Genomic DNA, 15,016 nt, shown 5'->3' with positions numbered 1-15,016 from the left:
AGTTACGTATTGCTAAGGTTAAAACGAGTCTCTTGGGACCCATAGACAGCACCTCCCGCGGAGCGGGTACCACAGCGCTGCGCGCTGTGCAAGCGAACACCCTCGCTGCGCGAGGGTGTTGCGCTCCGCTCCGCGGGAGCGCTGGCGGGACGCTGCGCGTCCCGCTCAACCAGATTGCTGCGCAATCTAGTTGACGCTCCGTCCGCTGCGCTCCTGGAGCATGCGGGGCTGCGCCTCGCGGTGGCTTCCGCTGCGCTACAGCCACCCCTGACGCTCTGCGTCAGCAGGCGTGCCACGCTTCGCGCGGCCCACCCAACGGGCCTGACGGCCCGGCAGCAAGGTGCACTGTCGTGGCATCCTGCCGGGGGTAGGTCGATTGCTTCAAAATAGATTGCAGATCGAGTCTGGAGAAAATGGATCACCCCGATCCACCTCCCGGAGAAACAGCGCCAACTGTCGAGGATCAGTGAAGCTGCGCAGTCAGCCCCGCCAACTGCCCAATCTGCTGAAGGCCTAGCGGAGCACTTCCTGGTCGGGGTAGTCGCGGCCTGTCCGTTCGAGTGCGGTCAGGGTGTGGGCGGTGAGGCGGGCCCAGTTCCGGAAGTTGCCGTGTGCTGCGTGGCGGTCAGCGAACGCGATGTTCGCGGGATCAGCCCTGGCCCAGACGGGGTGGTAGAGCGGGATGACCTGCTGAACTTCCTTCAGGCTGAGCTTGGTGACGTGCTGCCAGATGAAGATGCGGGAGGAGAGCATCGGTTCCTTCCGCAGCACCGTGTGCGCTCCCTCGCCACCAGCGAAGATGATCGCGACCTGCGAGTACGGGTGATCCCAGACGTACCGCAAATACTCGAACGTCTCTCGATTGAGCCACTGAGCCTCATCCACGACCAGCGTACGAGGCTGGGCTGCCAGCGAGTCCAGAAGCAGCCGATCGAACTCGGAAGGGTGACGCGGAGGATCGCCCGGCAGTCCGAGCGCAGCGAAGAGCTCGTGGCGTACGGCACGGGCCGTGGGGCGGGCTCGGAAGCTGATCCGGCAGATCTCCTCGCCACGGGTTCGCTCAACCTCACGCAGGCAGACGTTCACGGCGAGGGTCTTGCCCACGCCGGCCGGACCGTGAAGGCACATCATCGCGCTGGCGTCGATCGTGTCCGCGATGTTCTCCCGGGCCGTCAGGAGCGCCCGGGTGGTAACAACCGCGGCGTCCGAGAGCTGGGTGTAGTGGTCCGTTTCCCGTGGCGGCAGTTGGCTCGTCATCGTTTCTCTTCCCGGGCGGCGGGGCGCAGGGAGACTGGGGTGTTCCAGTCGTCGGGGGGCGGGGCGGGCGGGATGAGGTCCGGCAGGGCCAAGGCGGCCATGTCGCTGTCGGCGGCCGTCGTGAGTTCCTGGTCAGCTTCGGCCGCGGTGACGGCGCCTAGGCGCTGCGCGGGCGTGGGAGCGGCGGCCGCGGCGAAGCGCTGTCGGCGCAAGGCCTCGGCCTTCTTGGCGTCCTCGCGTAGGCGGCGGGCCCGCACCGTGCGGGTGCGGCGCAGCTCGTCGAGCTGTTCGGGGGTCGCGGCGTCGGCGAGGTGTGCGGTGCCCAGGTGGCGGCCGGTGTGGTCGCAGATCTCGATCTCGTGGTCGTGGTGGGGCATGTGCCGGATCCGGACGCTGCGCCCTGCCTGGCCGGCCATCCACGCGCCGAGGTAGTCCCGGCCGCGCCAGCGGACCCCGTGGCTGGTCAGCTTCCGCACCCGGCCGTCGTCCTCCAGCATCAGCCCCCACAACGCGGCCTCGGGGATGTCCGAAAGCGGCGTGGGATCGGCCTGCCAGGCCTCGAGGGGAGTTCGGCCTGCCAGGTCTGCGGGGCGGTGCTCGGAGTTCCACCACCGTGCCCACTCCAGGACCTCTGCGGTGAACTCGGTGAAGGTGAGCGGCACCGGCTCGTCAGGGTCGGGCTTCTTCTTGGCGCGCCGGGGCTTGGGGGTGAGGGTGTAGCCGGGCAGAACAGCGAAGAGCATGAGGTCCGCACACCGGTTGAGGTTCTCCACCGTGCCCTTCAAATGAGGGCTGTAGGCAGGCAGATCCTCGAACTTGGTATCCAGGTCGGTGAACGCGCCCAGGACCGTCTTGGACAGGAAGTCCCGGCCTCGGTCGACCCGCACGTGCTCGGGGACACCACCCGCAGGCCCATACGGACCGGTGCGCAGCACGGCAGCGCGCAGAGCCGCCAGAATCGAGGCCCGGGACGGATGACCGGGCGTGACCGCGGTACCCGTGATGGCCTTCGTCGCGACGTCGATGAACCACGTCACCCACGGGCGCACCAACTCTCCGTCCGCATCGACCACAAGCGGCGCCTGGACGTGGTCGGCCTCCCAGGTGCGATTCCGCCACAGCCGCGGCCGACGCCCGAACACATCATGAGCCCGAGCCGCCTCCGGACCCCGGGCCAGACCCGCGCGTTCACCCGCGGTCAGGTCACGGCGCACCGCACGCAGGAACGTCGACAACGACGGCACAGGATCGAACAAGGGCACCGCATCCATCGGCGCCCCGCCCGGCACCCCGGTCACTCGCTCACCGGCTGCGGCACGGGCGCGGGCCCCCAGCTGCCGGTGGACCGCGGACGCGTTCCCCCGCCAGTACGCCAGCAGCACCCGAACCTCCGACGTCACCTCGAACCGGTCCACCGTTCTCGCCCCCGGACGAGCCGCCATACGGGGCTCGGCGTCGGCCTGCGCAAGCCACCGCCACACCGTCCGCTCCGACACCCCCAGGCACTCCCCCGCAAGGCGCACATGCCCCCGCGACAGCCGCCCCTGGCCCCGCAGCCGCAGCAGCTTCTGCACAGCAGGCCCGCGCAGCGCGGCGAGCGCCGGGCCCTGCAGCTCGGGCGCCTCTAACTGCACGTCCGGCAATGCCGTGTCTCCCACCCCAGAACTGATCATGGAACCGGCTCCCTGCCGACTGGTCTTGGTATCTCTCTTTTCCGATCCCTTGCCGCCAGCCGTTACGGGTAGGGGCCCAGCCGGGCGCAGGCCTGCTCGATCAACGCACGGTCCACCCGTAGGTCCCGGCTCCGCCTGGCCAGGGCGTATACGTGAGAGGTGATCTTCGCCCAGGTCCGGAAGTTGCCCCGCGCCACCGTCGCGTCCGCCCATCCCACGTCCGCCGGATCGAGGCCCTCCCACACGTCATGGAACATCGCCAGCATCTCCGCGAGCCGCTCCTGGTCCAGGCCGGGGACCTGGTGCCAGGTCAGCACCCGAGACCGCAGTGCCGGCGCCCTGGCGATCACCCGCTCCGCACCCGCCCCGCACAGAAGCAGCGCCGCCGCTGTACCCGGCTCGTCCCACAGCAGGCGCAAATAGTCCAACAGTGGCGGAGAAAAGCGCTGCGCATCATCGAGGAACATCACCCCCGGCCGGCGCAGTGCCTCCCCCAGCGCGCGGTCCGCCGGCTGCGCACGGTGAGCCAGAGAACCCGCTGACAACCCCAGCGCCTCCAGCAGCGAGGAGCGCATCTGAGGCAGACCCGGCTTCACTCCCACCACTGCCCGCCACACCGGCACCCGATCAGGCAGCAGATACAGCGCCTGCTGCACCGCCACCGTCTTCCCCACCCCCGGCTCCCCGAACACACACCCAATCCCCCGCGCCGCCACCGTGTGCCCCACAGCCTCCACCACCGCAGCCACCCCGGCCGTCGACACCACACGCGCACCCGGCACGAACAGCCGCACCCCGCCCCGCGACGGCACGACGCCTTCCTCATCCGGCTCAACTGCGGCAAGTGCCCCCGGCTCAGCGTCGACCACCGCCAGGCCCTCACCCGGCCTCTGCAACTTCAGGTCGGCCAAGACCCTGTCATAACGACCGGCCTCGACCCGGCCTCGCCCTACCGAAGCGACCTCAAGGACCCGACCCTCCCGCACGTCCCGCTTCACCGAACGCTGCACCGTCGCCAGCGACGGCACAGGAAAATCCGTCTCCTCGCCGCCCTCGGTCATCTGCCGGTACACCGCCGAAACGTTCCCACCCTCCGCAGCCAGCAATGTCCACCACACATCCGGCAACGAGAACGACGACTTCGGTATCCGCTCCAGCCGGCCCGCACGCGCCGCGGCAAGCCAATGCCACACCGTCCGCGGCGACACCCCCGCCGCCTCAGCCGCCACCCGCACATGCAGCGACGACACCGATCCCGACACCTCAGCAACCCCCAACAGACGGCGCACCACCACACCCCGCGCCAGCCGCAACTCCTCACCCATACACGCCAGCACACCCCCACCCCGGCCGACCACACACAGGAATGGGCAACCCCATGACAGCCAACCACCACCCTGCTATGCAGCCCATGACAGCAGCCTGGTCACCCCATGACAGCCAAAATCAGAACTGCCATTACATGAGAGCAGGGACGAACCCCCAGACCCAGATGACACCCAACCAGCGCCACCAACACAGCCATTCACACTGACCTTCGCTGCCTTCCCCGGCAGCACCGCGGCCCTCACGCAGCTCCGGCGAACTCGCCCGCCCCGCACGATCGAGGCACCACCACGACTGCACTGTTGCCGGAGGCCGGGCGGCCATGATCTTCGCACCCGTCAACGGCAGCCACCCATCAATCACATGCGGTCCTCCCCTACTGCTACTGCCCTACTTTTGGAGGGACTCCACCATGACTGCACTGTTGAGCGAGACGGCGAGGCGGCGCACTGAACTCGTAGTCGACTCGTCAGACACCTTCTTCTTCGACCACACACTTGACCACATTCCGGGGATGCTGCTCTTCAGCGCCCTGCTTGATGCGGCGTGGCAGTCCGAGCACGACAGCGCCGAGGCTGCCGGAGTCTCGCCGCCCGGCCTCTCAGGACGACTTCGCGCAGACGTCCGGTTCACCAAGCTTTGTGAGCTCAACCAGCCCACGGCCCTCACGGTCTCGTCCGAGGGGGACGTCTGGCAGGCCAGCGCTGTGCAGAGCGAGCACACGGTCTGCACAGCCGACTTCGGCTTCGTCCACGCCAACCCCCAGGTCTACCCGCTCGGCCAGGTCGTCGGTACCGAACCGGCGGTCGCTGATCTCGTCCACCGGCACCGTGACGCGAACATCCTGGTGGGCCGCACCTACCGGGGTGCGGATGGTCTGTGTCAGGCCCTCCTGCTGGCCGCACCGCCTGGCCACCCGCTGCGCTCGATCGACCCCGATTACCGCACGCCTGTCGAGATCGTAGAGGCCGTACGGCAGTTCGTGATCGCGATCGAGCACACGGAATACGGCATCGCGATCGACACGCAGATGCTGTGGCTGTCGGTGGACATGGACATCCCGCTGCGCATCCCGCGCAGCATCCCGGTCACCCTCCGCTACACCCACCGGGATGGCGAGCGACGGCGAGCGACGAGCGGGATCACGCTGATCGAAGCGGTCACCGGGGCCGAACTCGGCACCCTGACCTTCAGTTGGTGCAACCTTTCCCCCTCCCACTACGCCCGGATGCGAGGAAAGTCATGAGCACCAGGGTTCTGCTGCTGGCCGCCCCGCGTGCGCTGTTCGCGGTTGCCTTGATCCTTCTGCTGACCGGGATCATCCGGTTCGCGGGCCGCGACCCCGTCGCGGTCACGCTGTTCGTGGCGTACCTCGCCTGGCTGGTTTTCGAAACGCGCGTGACGTTCCGGCACGACGGAGGTGTGCCGGCCGAATCGAGCACTCTGTTGCCGTATGCGCTCGCGCGGCTGGGTGTGCTCGGTGGCGCCGCCTTCGGTCCGATGCCCTGGCTCAGCCGGTCCGCGCTGCTCGTTGTCCCCGTCGCAGTGTTTGTCCTCGGCGTCGTCGGCCGGCAGGTCGCGATCAACACCCTGGGGCGGTTCTACTCGCACCACGTTGTGCGGCGGGACGGACACAGCGTGGTCAGCCACGGCCTCTACCGATTCGTGCGGCATCCCGCGTACACCGGGATGCTGTTGGCGAACCTGGGTTTCACCGCGTACTTCCTCAATCCGTTCACCGCCGCGGTCCTGGTCCTGCTGTTCGGCGCAGTCGTCCGGCGCATCCTCGTGGAGGAGCGAGTGCTGTGGACGATCCCGGAGTACCCGACCTACGCGGTGGGTCGGGCCCGGCTGCTGCCAAGAGTGTGGTGACGATGGATGCCGCAGAGGTACTGACCACCACCCGGACCGTGCGGCGACGCCTCGACCTGAACCGGCCGGTGGACATCGACGTCGTGCGCGACTGTGTTCGGGTGGCGCAGCAGGCTCCGAACGGAGGCGACCGGGAGGCGAGCGCATGGATCGTCATCACCGATCCGGTGCTGCGGGAGAAGGTCGGCGTTGTGTACCGGGCTGCCTTCACGGCCCGTCACCGCGACGCCGGCGACGGCCGGCTCGTCCGCAGCGCCCGGCATCTGGCGGAGAACATGGGGCGTGTACCGGTGCTCGTACTGCCCTGCGTGCGAGTGCCCGGCGGCCGTTTCCCCGCGGGTAGCCAGGCGAGCCTGTGGGGTTCGGTCCTGCCTGCGGCCTGGAGCTACATGCTCGCGGCGCGGGCGGCGGGACTGGCCGCCGCGTGGACGACCGTGCATCTGGATGCCGAGGACGAGGTCGCGGCAATCCTGGGCCTGCCTGCGGACGTTCGCCAAGGTGCGTTGATTCCCACCGCGCACCCGATCGGCGACGGGTTCCGACCGGCCCGCCGGCGCCCCCTCGGCGACGTGCTCCACCTCAACCAATGGACGGAGGCCCAGCCGTGACGATCAGTGCGCCACCTCCGGCGGCAGCCGAGCTCGACCTCGACCCGCTTCGGGTCGGACACAAATTCGCCCGCCTCGAAGAGCTGCGGCGTGCGGAGTTCCCCGTTCCAGGGCTCTTCTGCCTGCCTGTCACCGAGTTCGACCAGTCGCTGGAGGCGGTGGGCAGGGGCCTGTCCGCCGACCGCTCGGACCCGGCCGAGTGGTGCGCCGCCGCGGCGCGGTCGCTCGAATCGGCGGAGCCGACCGGTGCTCTGGCCGCACATGTGCTGGCCGAGTTCGACGAGCAGATCGGCGCTGGGAATCTTGCGGCTGTCCGGGCCTGCGTGGTCCCGAACGCCGACGGCGTGGGCGAGGACACGGCGGACGACCCGTTCGCGGGGATGAGCGAGAGCTTCCTGTACGTGCCGCGCGCCGAGGTGCTCTCCGCCGTGGCGCGCTGTTGGGCCTCGGCGTTCAAACCAGAGGCCGTTCAGTACCGGCTGCTCAAGGGCATCGACCCGACCAGGGCCCGGGTCGCCGTCGGGATCCAGCGGATGGCCCCGGGAACACGCTCCTTCGTCGCTTTCACCCGGGATCCGCGCGATGGCGATGAACGATGCGTCATTGCGGCGGCGTACGGCATTGGCGAGGGCGTCGTCCAGGAGAAGGCCGACATCGATCACTTCTTCGTCGACCGCGCGACCGGGCAGGTCCGCACCCGGGCGGTGAAGAAGCGGTGGATGATCGGCCCTCCGCCACAGCCGCTCCAGCCCGTGCCGGACCATCTGGCTGATGAGCCAGTGCTGACCGAACAACAGGCGCGCGAGGTCGCGGACCTGGCCCAGCAGGTCGAAAACCACTTCGGCACGCCGCAGGACATCGAGGGCACGTTCACCCCGGACGGCGCCCTGCACCTGGTACAGGCCCGGCCGATGGTGGTTGCGCCACCCGAGAGCGCGCGGCCTGTCTACTGGGGCAACCACAACATCACGGAGAGCTATCCGGGGATTTCGAGCGCTCTGACGTACTCCCAGGCTCGGGTCTTCTATCAGAAGGCTTTCACGGACCTCTACCGGCGTATGGGCGTGCCGGAGCGGAAGATACGGGCCGACGGCCACCGGCTGGCCAGGATGATCGGCTTCCTGGACGGGCGCGTGTACTACCGGCTGAACGACTGGCAGGTCCTGCACGGCCGGCTCCCCGCGTTCGATCTCGTGCGCACCGAGTGGGAACAGGCCATGGGGATCACCGGCGCCGCACGTGCTCACCGTCGCAGGCCGAAGTCGCGGATCGTGGCGAGCTTCCCGGTCTTCTTGTGGCACGCGGCCGGGCATCGGCGTGCGACAAGGCGGTTCTTCCGCTGGTGGGACCAGCTGATGGCCGAGGTCTACGCGACCGATCAGGCCACTGTGGAGGACCTGATCAACCGCTACCACCGCGTGTGGGAGGAGGCCGGCCGACACTGGGGCGTCACGCTTTCGAACGGCCTGTACATGGGCCTGGCCATCCGGGCGGGCAAGGCGTTGCTGCAGCGGTGGGCCGGTGCCGGCCCCGATCTGTTCGTCGGACTGCTGTGCGGCGGGCGGGAGAACCGGTCTCTGGCCTCGGCGCGTGCCGCCATCGCCCTCGCCGAGCAGGTGTCGGCGCTCCCGGAGTTGCGCGAACGCGTGCTGGCCCCGCACACAGAGGACGGTGATCGGCGGATCTGGGCCGACATCGCAGCGGGACGGCACGGCACGGAGCTGGCCGGAGCCGTCCAGGCGTACCTGGAGCGCTACGGCGACCGTGCGCTGCACGACCTCAAGCTTGATGAGACGACGCCCCGTCAGCAGCCGTCGATGCTCGTCGGAGTGCTGCGGCCGTTCGTCCGGCAGGGCACCACGGTCGCCGGCAACCGCGCGGCCGAGCACGAGCAGGCCGAGCAGGCCCGGCAGCAGCTTCGCCAGGCGTGCCGCAACCCGCTGCGACGAGCTGTTCTGCATGCTCTGCTGGGTGTCGCACGGTGGGGAATCCGGGTTCGTGAGGACGCCCGATTCTGCCGTACGCAGCTGTTCGGGATCACCCGGGACGTGATGTGGCGGCTGGGCGCGGAGCTGACTGCGGCTGGTGTGCTGGCCCATCCGCACGACGTCGTCGACCTCACGGTCGAGGAGGTCGTCGGTGCGTTCGACGGTACCGTGCCCGGGCCTCCGTTGGCGTCGCTGGCCGCGTTGCGCCGGACCGAGCGGGAGCGTCAGACGACGGTGTCCCCTCACCCGACGCTGATGTCCGTGCCGGGTGACGGGCCGCTGGCGACCGCGCTGCGCTCGGCCGTGCCGGTGGGCGACAGCGCTACCGAGGACGGCTCGGGGCCCCTGTGCGGACTCGGGTCCAGCGGCGGCCGTGTGCGCGGCCGCGCGCTGGTGGTGCGCGACCCGTCCGTAGCCCCCGACGACTGCCGGGACCGGATCCTGATCGCCCGTGAGACCGACCCGGGCTGGCTCCCTCTGATGATCGCGGCCTCGGGGCTGGTCGTCGAACGCGGCACCTTGCTGTCCCACACGGCCATCACCGGCCGACTGCTCGGCGTGCCCACCGTGGTTGCTGTGCCGAAGGCGACCACCCGCATCCCGGACGGGGCGTGGATCGAACTGGACGGCGGCGAGGGAACCGTCCGCCTCCTGACCGAACCGCCCGGCGCCGACACCCACGAATCCACCGTGATCTGAAGAGGACGACCATGAAACTCCCGTTCGATGCGCGACCAGGAGTCGCGCTCGACCCCGGCTATCTCACGTTGCTGCGTGAGACGCCGCTGATCCCGGTAGACCTGCCGGGCGACCGCAAGGCTCTGCTCGTGACCAGCCACGACGACGTACGCACCGTGCTGGCGGACGACCGGTTCAGCCGTGAGGCGTGGCACAACGGAACCCTGTTCGCCCGACGCAGCGAGGCGTTGGCGCTGGTGACCAGCGACGCCCCGACGCACACCCGCCGACGCAGGGCGGTGCAGAGCTGGTTCACCCACCGGCAGGCCGCTGCCGCGCGCCCCGGGATCGAGCGGTTGGCAGAGGACCTGATCGACGGCATGGAGAAGGACGGATCGACCGCCGACCTGGTGGCCCGGTTCAGTGTGCCGCTCGCCTACGGCGTGATCTGCGACATGCTCGCGGTCCCGGTGAGCGATGTGGAGCTCTTCCTGCCCTGGGTCAACGCGATGATGTCCGCCGGGCGGTGCACGAAGGAGGAGGTGGACGCCGCCCACACCCATATGTACGCGTACTTCGAGACGCAGCTTGCCGAGCGGCGCGAGGCCATGGCCGCCGGCACTCCCGGGGAGGACCTTCTCACGGCACTGCTTCAGTCCGGTGAGCTGTCCGACGTGGAGATCTCCACCTTCGGGCTGGGCCTGATGGTGGCCGGAGGGGAGACTACGACCAACTTCCTCTCCTGCTGCGTCCTGGAGATCCTCGCCAGGCCGGACCTGGTTGCCGCGCTGCGTGAGGACCCCTCCGGGATACCCGGCGCGGTGGACGAGTGCCTGCGCTGGGTGTGGTTCAACGGTACCGGCGGACAGCCGCACGTGGTCGTCGAAGAGGCTGACCTCGCAGGCACCCGGATGTGTCCCGGTCAGGTGGTGATCCCGCTGACCGACGCCGCCAACCGGGACCCCTCCGTCTTCGAGGACGCCGACGAGTTCCGGACGGATCGTGCGGCCAACCCGCACATGGGGTTCGGATATGGCCGGCACATGTGCTTGGGTGCCGCGCACGCCCGCGTCGAGGCGGAGGTCGCCGTCGCCGCGCTGCTGCGTCGGCTCCCGCACCTGTCGGTCGCCGTCGAGCCGGACCAGCTCGAATGGCGCGACAGGATGTTCATCCGCGGGGTCTGGTCGCTGCCCGTTGCCTGGTGCCCGCGGTGAGCGCGCCGAACACGGTGTCGGCCGTGGATGTGGAGGCCTGGGTCGCGGCGCTCGAGTCGGGCTGGCGTGGCCGCGACGTGGAGAGGATCGTCGCGCTGTTCACCGAGGACGCCTGGTACCGGCAGGGCCCTTTCGGCGAGGCGCACTTGGGGCAAGAGGCGATACGCAAGCACTGGACCGGGACGCTCAGCCGTCAGCGCGACCCGGAGATCTGGTTCGCCGAACCGGTGGTCGCCGGTGATCGCACTGCGCTGGAGTGGTGGTGCGTGCTGCACGACCCGGACACCGGCGCGCCTCGTACGGCCGCTGGGTGCCTGTTTCTCTCCTTCGCCCCGGACGGCCGGTGCCGGGGACTGCACGAGTACTGGCATGCCCGGACGGACGCGGGATGCGAGCCGCACGCCACATGGCCGCGCCGGTCCACACGAAAGGAATCCTGATGACCGCCACTGACTCCGTGCTGTCCTGGTCTGTGCCGGACGTGCGGTTCTCGCCTGAGCAGACCGCTGCCGCCGAAGGCGTCATCTCCACCTGTCTCGGCGGCCCGGAACGGGTCCGGCTGGCAGTGCTCGGCGGCAGCTTCGCTGTCGGCCTCGGACACGGCACCTCCGACGTCGACCTCTATGTCGTAGGGGAAGAGCTGCCCGTCAGCGAGGTCGTGATCGAGCACGGCGGGGTGCCCGTGCACATCAACCCGGTGCCCGCCGGACGTGTGCGCACCCTGCTCGGGCTGACGTGTGAGTACCGGGTCACCGGCGCTGACCGCGCGCAGATCGGGATGGAGCTGAAGGCGCTGAATGCGCTGATCCGGATCGTCACCGGCGTGCCGCTGCACATCGGGCCGGAGTGGCGTGAACCGTTCGACGCCTTCAGCTTCGATGTCGTCCGCCAGATCAACCTGGTGCGCAACGGCAACATCTCCTCGGCCATGGCCGAGGACGCGTACGGGGCACTGGCGATCGGCGACCTGCTGACGGCCGCGACCGCTTCGGCCCTGGCGCTGGAGTCCGCCTGCGAGGCGGTGCTGGCCGCTGCGGGCGATGTGTACTTCGGCCCGAAGTTCCACTATCGGCGGCTGGCCCGCACGGCGACGACCGCGCCGTGGCTGGACCACGTCTGGCGGCTCAACCACCGCGAACTGCATCCGGGCTCCGGCACGGACGAGCAGGAGATGACCACCGTGGTCGAGCAGCGGCTGTGGGCCGCTGGAACGCTGATGGCCCACGGTGTCGTCGAGGGCTGGGACAAACCGCTGACGAAGCTGCCGGAGCCGGCTGTGCCGCACGGCGGCGGGGCGCGGCGCTCCGCCTATTTCACACCGCTGCGGTTCACGGACGGCTGGGCATTGGTCGGTCCCGACGAGGGCTACCGGGTCTCGGAAGCCGTGGTCCGGCTCTGGCGGGCCCTCGACGGGCGCCCGTTGTCTCAGCTCGCACCGGAGGACGTACCTGCGGACATCACGGACATCGAGGCGGCGGTGGCGAGCCTGGCGGCGTACGGGGCGGTGTCGGGCTTCGCGAGTGCGGGCACACCCGATCCGGGGATCATCAGGCCGGAGCCGGAGTTCGCCTGTCACCCGAAGGTGGCCGCCCCGTGATCGTCGCGATAGTCGGCGCGGACGGCGCCGGGAAGACGACGGTGACACGCGCCGTCGGGGAGGCGTTGGGCGGGCTCGCCAGCGTCGTCGACCGCTGGGACATCATCGACAACTCCGCATATCCGTTTGCCGACTTCATCAAGCCCGACGAGCGCCGTGTCCGCACCTGTGCGGTCCGCATGGCGCCGCAGTCTCGTGTGATGTTCCTCCTGTGGGCGGCCGTCGCATCCGTCACGGACCGTCAGGCAGCCGCGGACCCTGCCGAGGTGCTGCTGCTCGACGGCTACTGGATGAAGCACGCCGCAAGTGAGATCGCCTACGGAACGGATCCGGCGTGGGTGGAGGCGGTAGGAGAAGGGCTGCCCGCCGCCGACGTTGTCGTGTACCTGCGCTCGGATCCCGCGACGGCCTGGGACCGCATGGGTGAGCGCGCGGTGCCCTACGAGTGCGGTCTGGATCTGAGCTGCTCGAAGCAGAGCTTCCTGCGCCACCAGCAAAAGATCCACAAGGTTCTCGACAGCTGGGCTGACCGGTTCGGTTGGACCGTGGTCGACGTCCACAAGCCGCTCCCCCAGGTCGTTGACACAGTCCTGGAGCACGTGCGCGCGCACGAGGGGGCGGCAGCATGAGAGTTGAAGGAATACACATCGCCGGCACCGGGGCATATCTGCCCCCCTCGATGCCTGCCGAGCGCGCCGTGGAACTCGGCCTGTACGACCGGGAAGCGTGGCGAAGCAGCGGCTGGACCGGTGCCGCGGTGGCCGGTGACCTGCCGGCGCCGGAGATGGCGGTGCTGGCCGCGCGCCGGGCGTTGGAGTGCTCCGGCCATCGCACGGACGAGATCGATGCGTTGTTCCACGCGTACGGATTCCACCAGGGGCCGGTCGTGTGGCCGTCTCAGCACTATGTACAGCGGCACACCATCGGTGGTGAGGCCCCGGCGTTCGCGGTCTATCAGGCCTGCAACGGGATGCTCGGGGCCATGGAGCTCGCCGTGGGGTACCTCCGGAGCGAGGGGCGCACCGCAGCCTTGATCACCGGCGCGGACAACTTCAGCGTGCCGAATATCGACCGCTGGAGCTATGCCTCGGGCCCGTTCAAGACCAACCGCGGGACGATCCTCGGCGACGGTGCGGCCGCGCTGGTGCTCTCCCGCCGGCCCGGTGTTGCGGAGCTCCTGGCCCTCAACTCGGCCTCGTTGCCCGACCTGGAGGAGATGTACCGCGGAGATCTGCCGCTGTTCCCGCCCGAGGCTTCGCTGGGCCGGCAGATCCAACTGGGCGCCCGCATAGCCGAGTACGCCGCACGCGAGCCGCAGAAGCTGACCGAGGCGAAGGAACAGCTGGCCAAGACGCGGACCATGCTCGGTGAGCGCACCCTGGCCGACGCCGGCGTCGAGCCCGGGCAGATCACGCGGGTCACGCACGTGTTCTCCGGAGGGCCCGAGTACGTGCGCAGCGTGCTGGGCCCACTCGGTGTCGACCCGGACAAGGGGATGCTGGAGCTCGGCCGTGACCTCGGCCACCTGGGCACTGCCGACCACGTGCTCTCGCTCGACCATCTGCTGCGCACCGGGCAGGTCGGCCCGGGCGACCACGTTCTGATGGCGAGCAACGGGGCCTCGTTCGTGACGTGTGCGCTGTTCAGGATCACCGGTGTTCTCGGGGAGCACGACACAGACGAAGGAGGGAAGTGACCATGTACGTCATCCCGTCCGACACCGCACACGCCTCACGCAGTGGTACGGCGGTGCTTGAGGCGCCCCGAACCGAGGAGGGCACAGGACTGACCCACCCGGTGGGCATCATGGGCACGGGGTTGTACCTGCCCGAGCGAGTGGTGAGCAACGCCGAGCTCGTTCGTACGCTCGACACCACCGACGAGTGGATCACCACGCGCACCGGGATCCGGGAACGCCGGTACCTGGCCGAAGGGCAGGTGACCTCCGACATGGCGATCGCGGCGGCGCACCAAGCCCTGGAACGCAGCGGAGTGTCGGCCTCCGCGATCGATGCCGTGATCGTCGCCACCTTCACGCCCGACCAGCCGCTCCCCGGAACGGCCCTGACCGTGATGCACGCCATCGGCGCCCGGTCGGCCATCCCGCTGGACCTTACGCAGGTCGGCTGCGCCGGCGCGATCTACGGGATCTACACCGCAGCACACCTGCTCCAGAACGAGCGCTTCCGGAACGTTCTGGTCATCGGCGCGGACACCGGATCCCGCGCGGTCGACCCGGCCGACCGGACTCTGCGACCGTTCCTGGGCGATGCTGCGGGCGCGGTGGTACTCGGGCGGACCGAGCCCGGGTACGGAATCGTGGCCTGGCACACCGATACCGAGCCCGCGTTCGACGTGCAGATCCGTGCTGGTGGGGCCCGTATGCCGACCACTGATGCCACGGTGGCGGCTGGTGAGCACTACCTCAAGATGGATGGGAAGGCAGTGTGGCGGATGGCCACCGACAAGCTTCCTGCCACGATCAGGGAGACTGCGCGTCGGGCCGGGCTCGAAGTGACTGACATCGAGCACTTTCTCATCCACCAGGCCAACCTCAATATTCTCCGAGAGGCGGTGCGCGTGCTCGGCGTCGAGCCCGAGCGCGTACCGCTCACGGTTCCCGTCCTCGGCAACACGGCAGCGGCGAGCCCGTTCACCGTGCTGCATGAGGTCATGGAGAGCCGTGTCTCGCACGGCGACCGGATGATCTTGGCCTCGATCGGACCCGGCTACCTCTGGGGGTCCATCTGCTTCCGGCATTACGGATCGAATCCATAGCGGCCCAGGGGTGAGCCAGCACGAT

The 15,016-nt window shown here is 69.3% G+C and carries 13 protein-coding genes; 10 read left to right on the top strand and 3 right to left on the bottom strand.

The genetic code is table 11. The features are described from left to right. Nucleotides 1–513 precede the first annotated feature (513 nt). The 3 genes from M4V62_RS43520 to M4V62_RS43685 all read right to left on the bottom strand — a co-directional run bounded on the left by M4V62_RS43520 (nt 514) and on the right by M4V62_RS43685 (nt 4,255). Nucleotides 514–1,257, bottom strand: a complete 744-nt coding sequence (locus tag M4V62_RS43520; RefSeq protein WP_249593305.1) for an AAA family ATPase — start codon at nt 1,255–1,257, stop codon at nt 514–516. Next, nucleotides 1,254–2,831: a Mu transposase C-terminal domain-containing protein gene (locus M4V62_RS43515; protein WP_249593314.1), complete on the bottom strand. Its 1,578-nt coding sequence runs from the start codon at nt 2,829–2,831 to the stop codon at nt 1,254–1,256. Before M4V62_RS43515 ends, M4V62_RS43520 begins: the two co-directional genes overlap by 4 nt. Before the next feature lie 161 nt (nt 2,832–2,992). Beyond that, a complete protein-coding gene (locus M4V62_RS43685) occupies nt 2,993–4,255 on the bottom strand; it encodes an AAA family ATPase (RefSeq protein WP_283779187.1) in 1,263 nt (420 codons plus the stop codon). A 413-nt stretch (nt 4,256–4,668) separates the two neighbouring features. Here M4V62_RS43685 and M4V62_RS43500 point away from each other — a divergent pair, with 413 nt between their 5' ends. The 10 genes from M4V62_RS43500 (at nt 4,669) to M4V62_RS43455 (ending at nt 14,991) form a co-directional block, all read left to right on the top strand. Then, on the top strand, nt 4,669–5,502 hold the full coding sequence (locus tag M4V62_RS43500; RefSeq protein WP_249593304.1) for an AfsA-related hotdog domain-containing protein: 834 nt from the start codon (nt 4,669–4,671) through the stop codon (nt 5,500–5,502). Further along, nucleotides 5,499–6,128 carry a methyltransferase family protein gene (locus M4V62_RS43495; RefSeq protein WP_249593303.1) on the top strand — a complete coding sequence of 210 codons (630 nt, stop codon included), beginning with the start codon at nt 5,499–5,501 and terminating at the stop codon, nt 6,126–6,128. Before M4V62_RS43500 ends, M4V62_RS43495 begins: the two co-directional genes overlap by 4 nt. A 2-nt stretch (nt 6,129–6,130) precedes the next feature. Further along, nucleotides 6,131–6,736 (top strand): nitroreductase family protein, encoded by a 606-nt coding sequence (locus M4V62_RS43490; RefSeq protein ID WP_249593302.1) that lies wholly within the window; start codon nt 6,131–6,133, stop codon nt 6,734–6,736. Beyond that, entirely contained in the window at nt 6,733–9,423 is a 2,691-nt protein-coding gene (locus M4V62_RS43485) for a PEP/pyruvate-binding domain-containing protein (RefSeq protein WP_249593301.1), read from the top strand. Before M4V62_RS43490 ends, M4V62_RS43485 begins: the two co-directional genes overlap by 4 nt. Nucleotides 9,424–9,434: 11 nt before the next feature. Further along, nucleotides 9,435–10,616, top strand: a complete 1,182-nt coding sequence (locus M4V62_RS43480; protein ID WP_249593300.1) for a cytochrome P450 — start codon at nt 9,435–9,437, stop codon at nt 10,614–10,616. Then, nucleotides 10,613–11,056, top strand: coding sequence for a nuclear transport factor 2 family protein (locus tag M4V62_RS43475; protein WP_249593299.1), 444 nt, complete (start codon nt 10,613–10,615; stop codon nt 11,054–11,056). Before M4V62_RS43480 ends, M4V62_RS43475 begins: the two co-directional genes overlap by 4 nt. After that, on the top strand, nt 11,056–12,213 hold the full coding sequence (locus M4V62_RS43470; RefSeq protein WP_249593298.1) for a nucleotidyltransferase domain-containing protein: 1,158 nt from the start codon (nt 11,056–11,058) through the stop codon (nt 12,211–12,213). Before M4V62_RS43475 ends, M4V62_RS43470 begins: the two co-directional genes overlap by 1 nt. After that, on the top strand, nt 12,210–12,842 hold the full coding sequence (locus M4V62_RS43465) for a dTMP kinase (protein ID WP_249593297.1): 633 nt from the start codon (nt 12,210–12,212) through the stop codon (nt 12,840–12,842). The genes M4V62_RS43470 and M4V62_RS43465 overlap by 4 nt, the downstream gene beginning before the upstream one ends. Continuing rightward, the gene (locus M4V62_RS43460; RefSeq protein WP_249593296.1) at nt 12,839–13,909 is read left to right on the top strand and encodes a ketoacyl-ACP synthase III family protein; all 1,071 of its coding nucleotides are present in this window, start codon (nt 12,839–12,841) and stop codon (nt 13,907–13,909) included. The genes M4V62_RS43465 and M4V62_RS43460 overlap by 4 nt, the downstream gene beginning before the upstream one ends. 110 nt (nt 13,910–14,019) lie before the next feature. After that, on the top strand, nt 14,020–14,991 hold the full coding sequence (locus M4V62_RS43455) for a 3-oxoacyl-ACP synthase III family protein (RefSeq protein ID WP_249593312.1): 972 nt from the start codon (nt 14,020–14,022) through the stop codon (nt 14,989–14,991). Nucleotides 14,992–15,016: the final 25 nt, after the last annotated feature.

The organism is Streptomyces durmitorensis (genome assembly GCF_023498005.1).
GTDB classification, from domain to species: domain Bacteria; phylum Actinomycetota; class Actinomycetes; order Streptomycetales; family Streptomycetaceae; genus Streptomyces; species Streptomyces durmitorensis.
Note: the sequence above shows the minus strand (reverse complement) of the source record. Positions and strands in the feature narration are given on the sequence as shown.

Bases quoted from the DNA above. Each gene is read 5' to 3' on its own strand.
- M4V62_RS43520 (WP_249593305.1), bottom strand. From the start codon at position 1,257: ATGACGAGCCAACTGCCGCCACGGGAAACGGACCACTACACCCAGCTC.
- M4V62_RS43685 (WP_283779187.1), bottom strand. From the start codon at position 4,255: ATGGGTGAGGAGTTGCGGCTGGCGCGGGGTGTGGTGGTGCGCCGTCTG.
- M4V62_RS43500 (WP_249593304.1), top strand. From the start codon at position 4,669: ATGACTGCACTGTTGAGCGAGACGGCGAGGCGGCGCACTGAACTCGTA.
- M4V62_RS43495 (WP_249593303.1), top strand. From the start codon at position 5,499: ATGAGCACCAGGGTTCTGCTGCTGGCCGCCCCGCGTGCGCTGTTCGCG.
- M4V62_RS43490 (WP_249593302.1), top strand. From the start codon at position 6,131: ATGGATGCCGCAGAGGTACTGACCACCACCCGGACCGTGCGGCGACGC.
- M4V62_RS43480 (WP_249593300.1), top strand. From the start codon at position 9,435: ATGAAACTCCCGTTCGATGCGCGACCAGGAGTCGCGCTCGACCCCGGC.
- M4V62_RS43470 (WP_249593298.1), top strand. From the start codon at position 11,056: ATGACCGCCACTGACTCCGTGCTGTCCTGGTCTGTGCCGGACGTGCGG.
- M4V62_RS43460 (WP_249593296.1), top strand. From the start codon at position 12,839: ATGAGAGTTGAAGGAATACACATCGCCGGCACCGGGGCATATCTGCCC.
- M4V62_RS43455 (WP_249593312.1), top strand. From the start codon at position 14,020: ATGGGCACGGGGTTGTACCTGCCCGAGCGAGTGGTGAGCAACGCCGAG.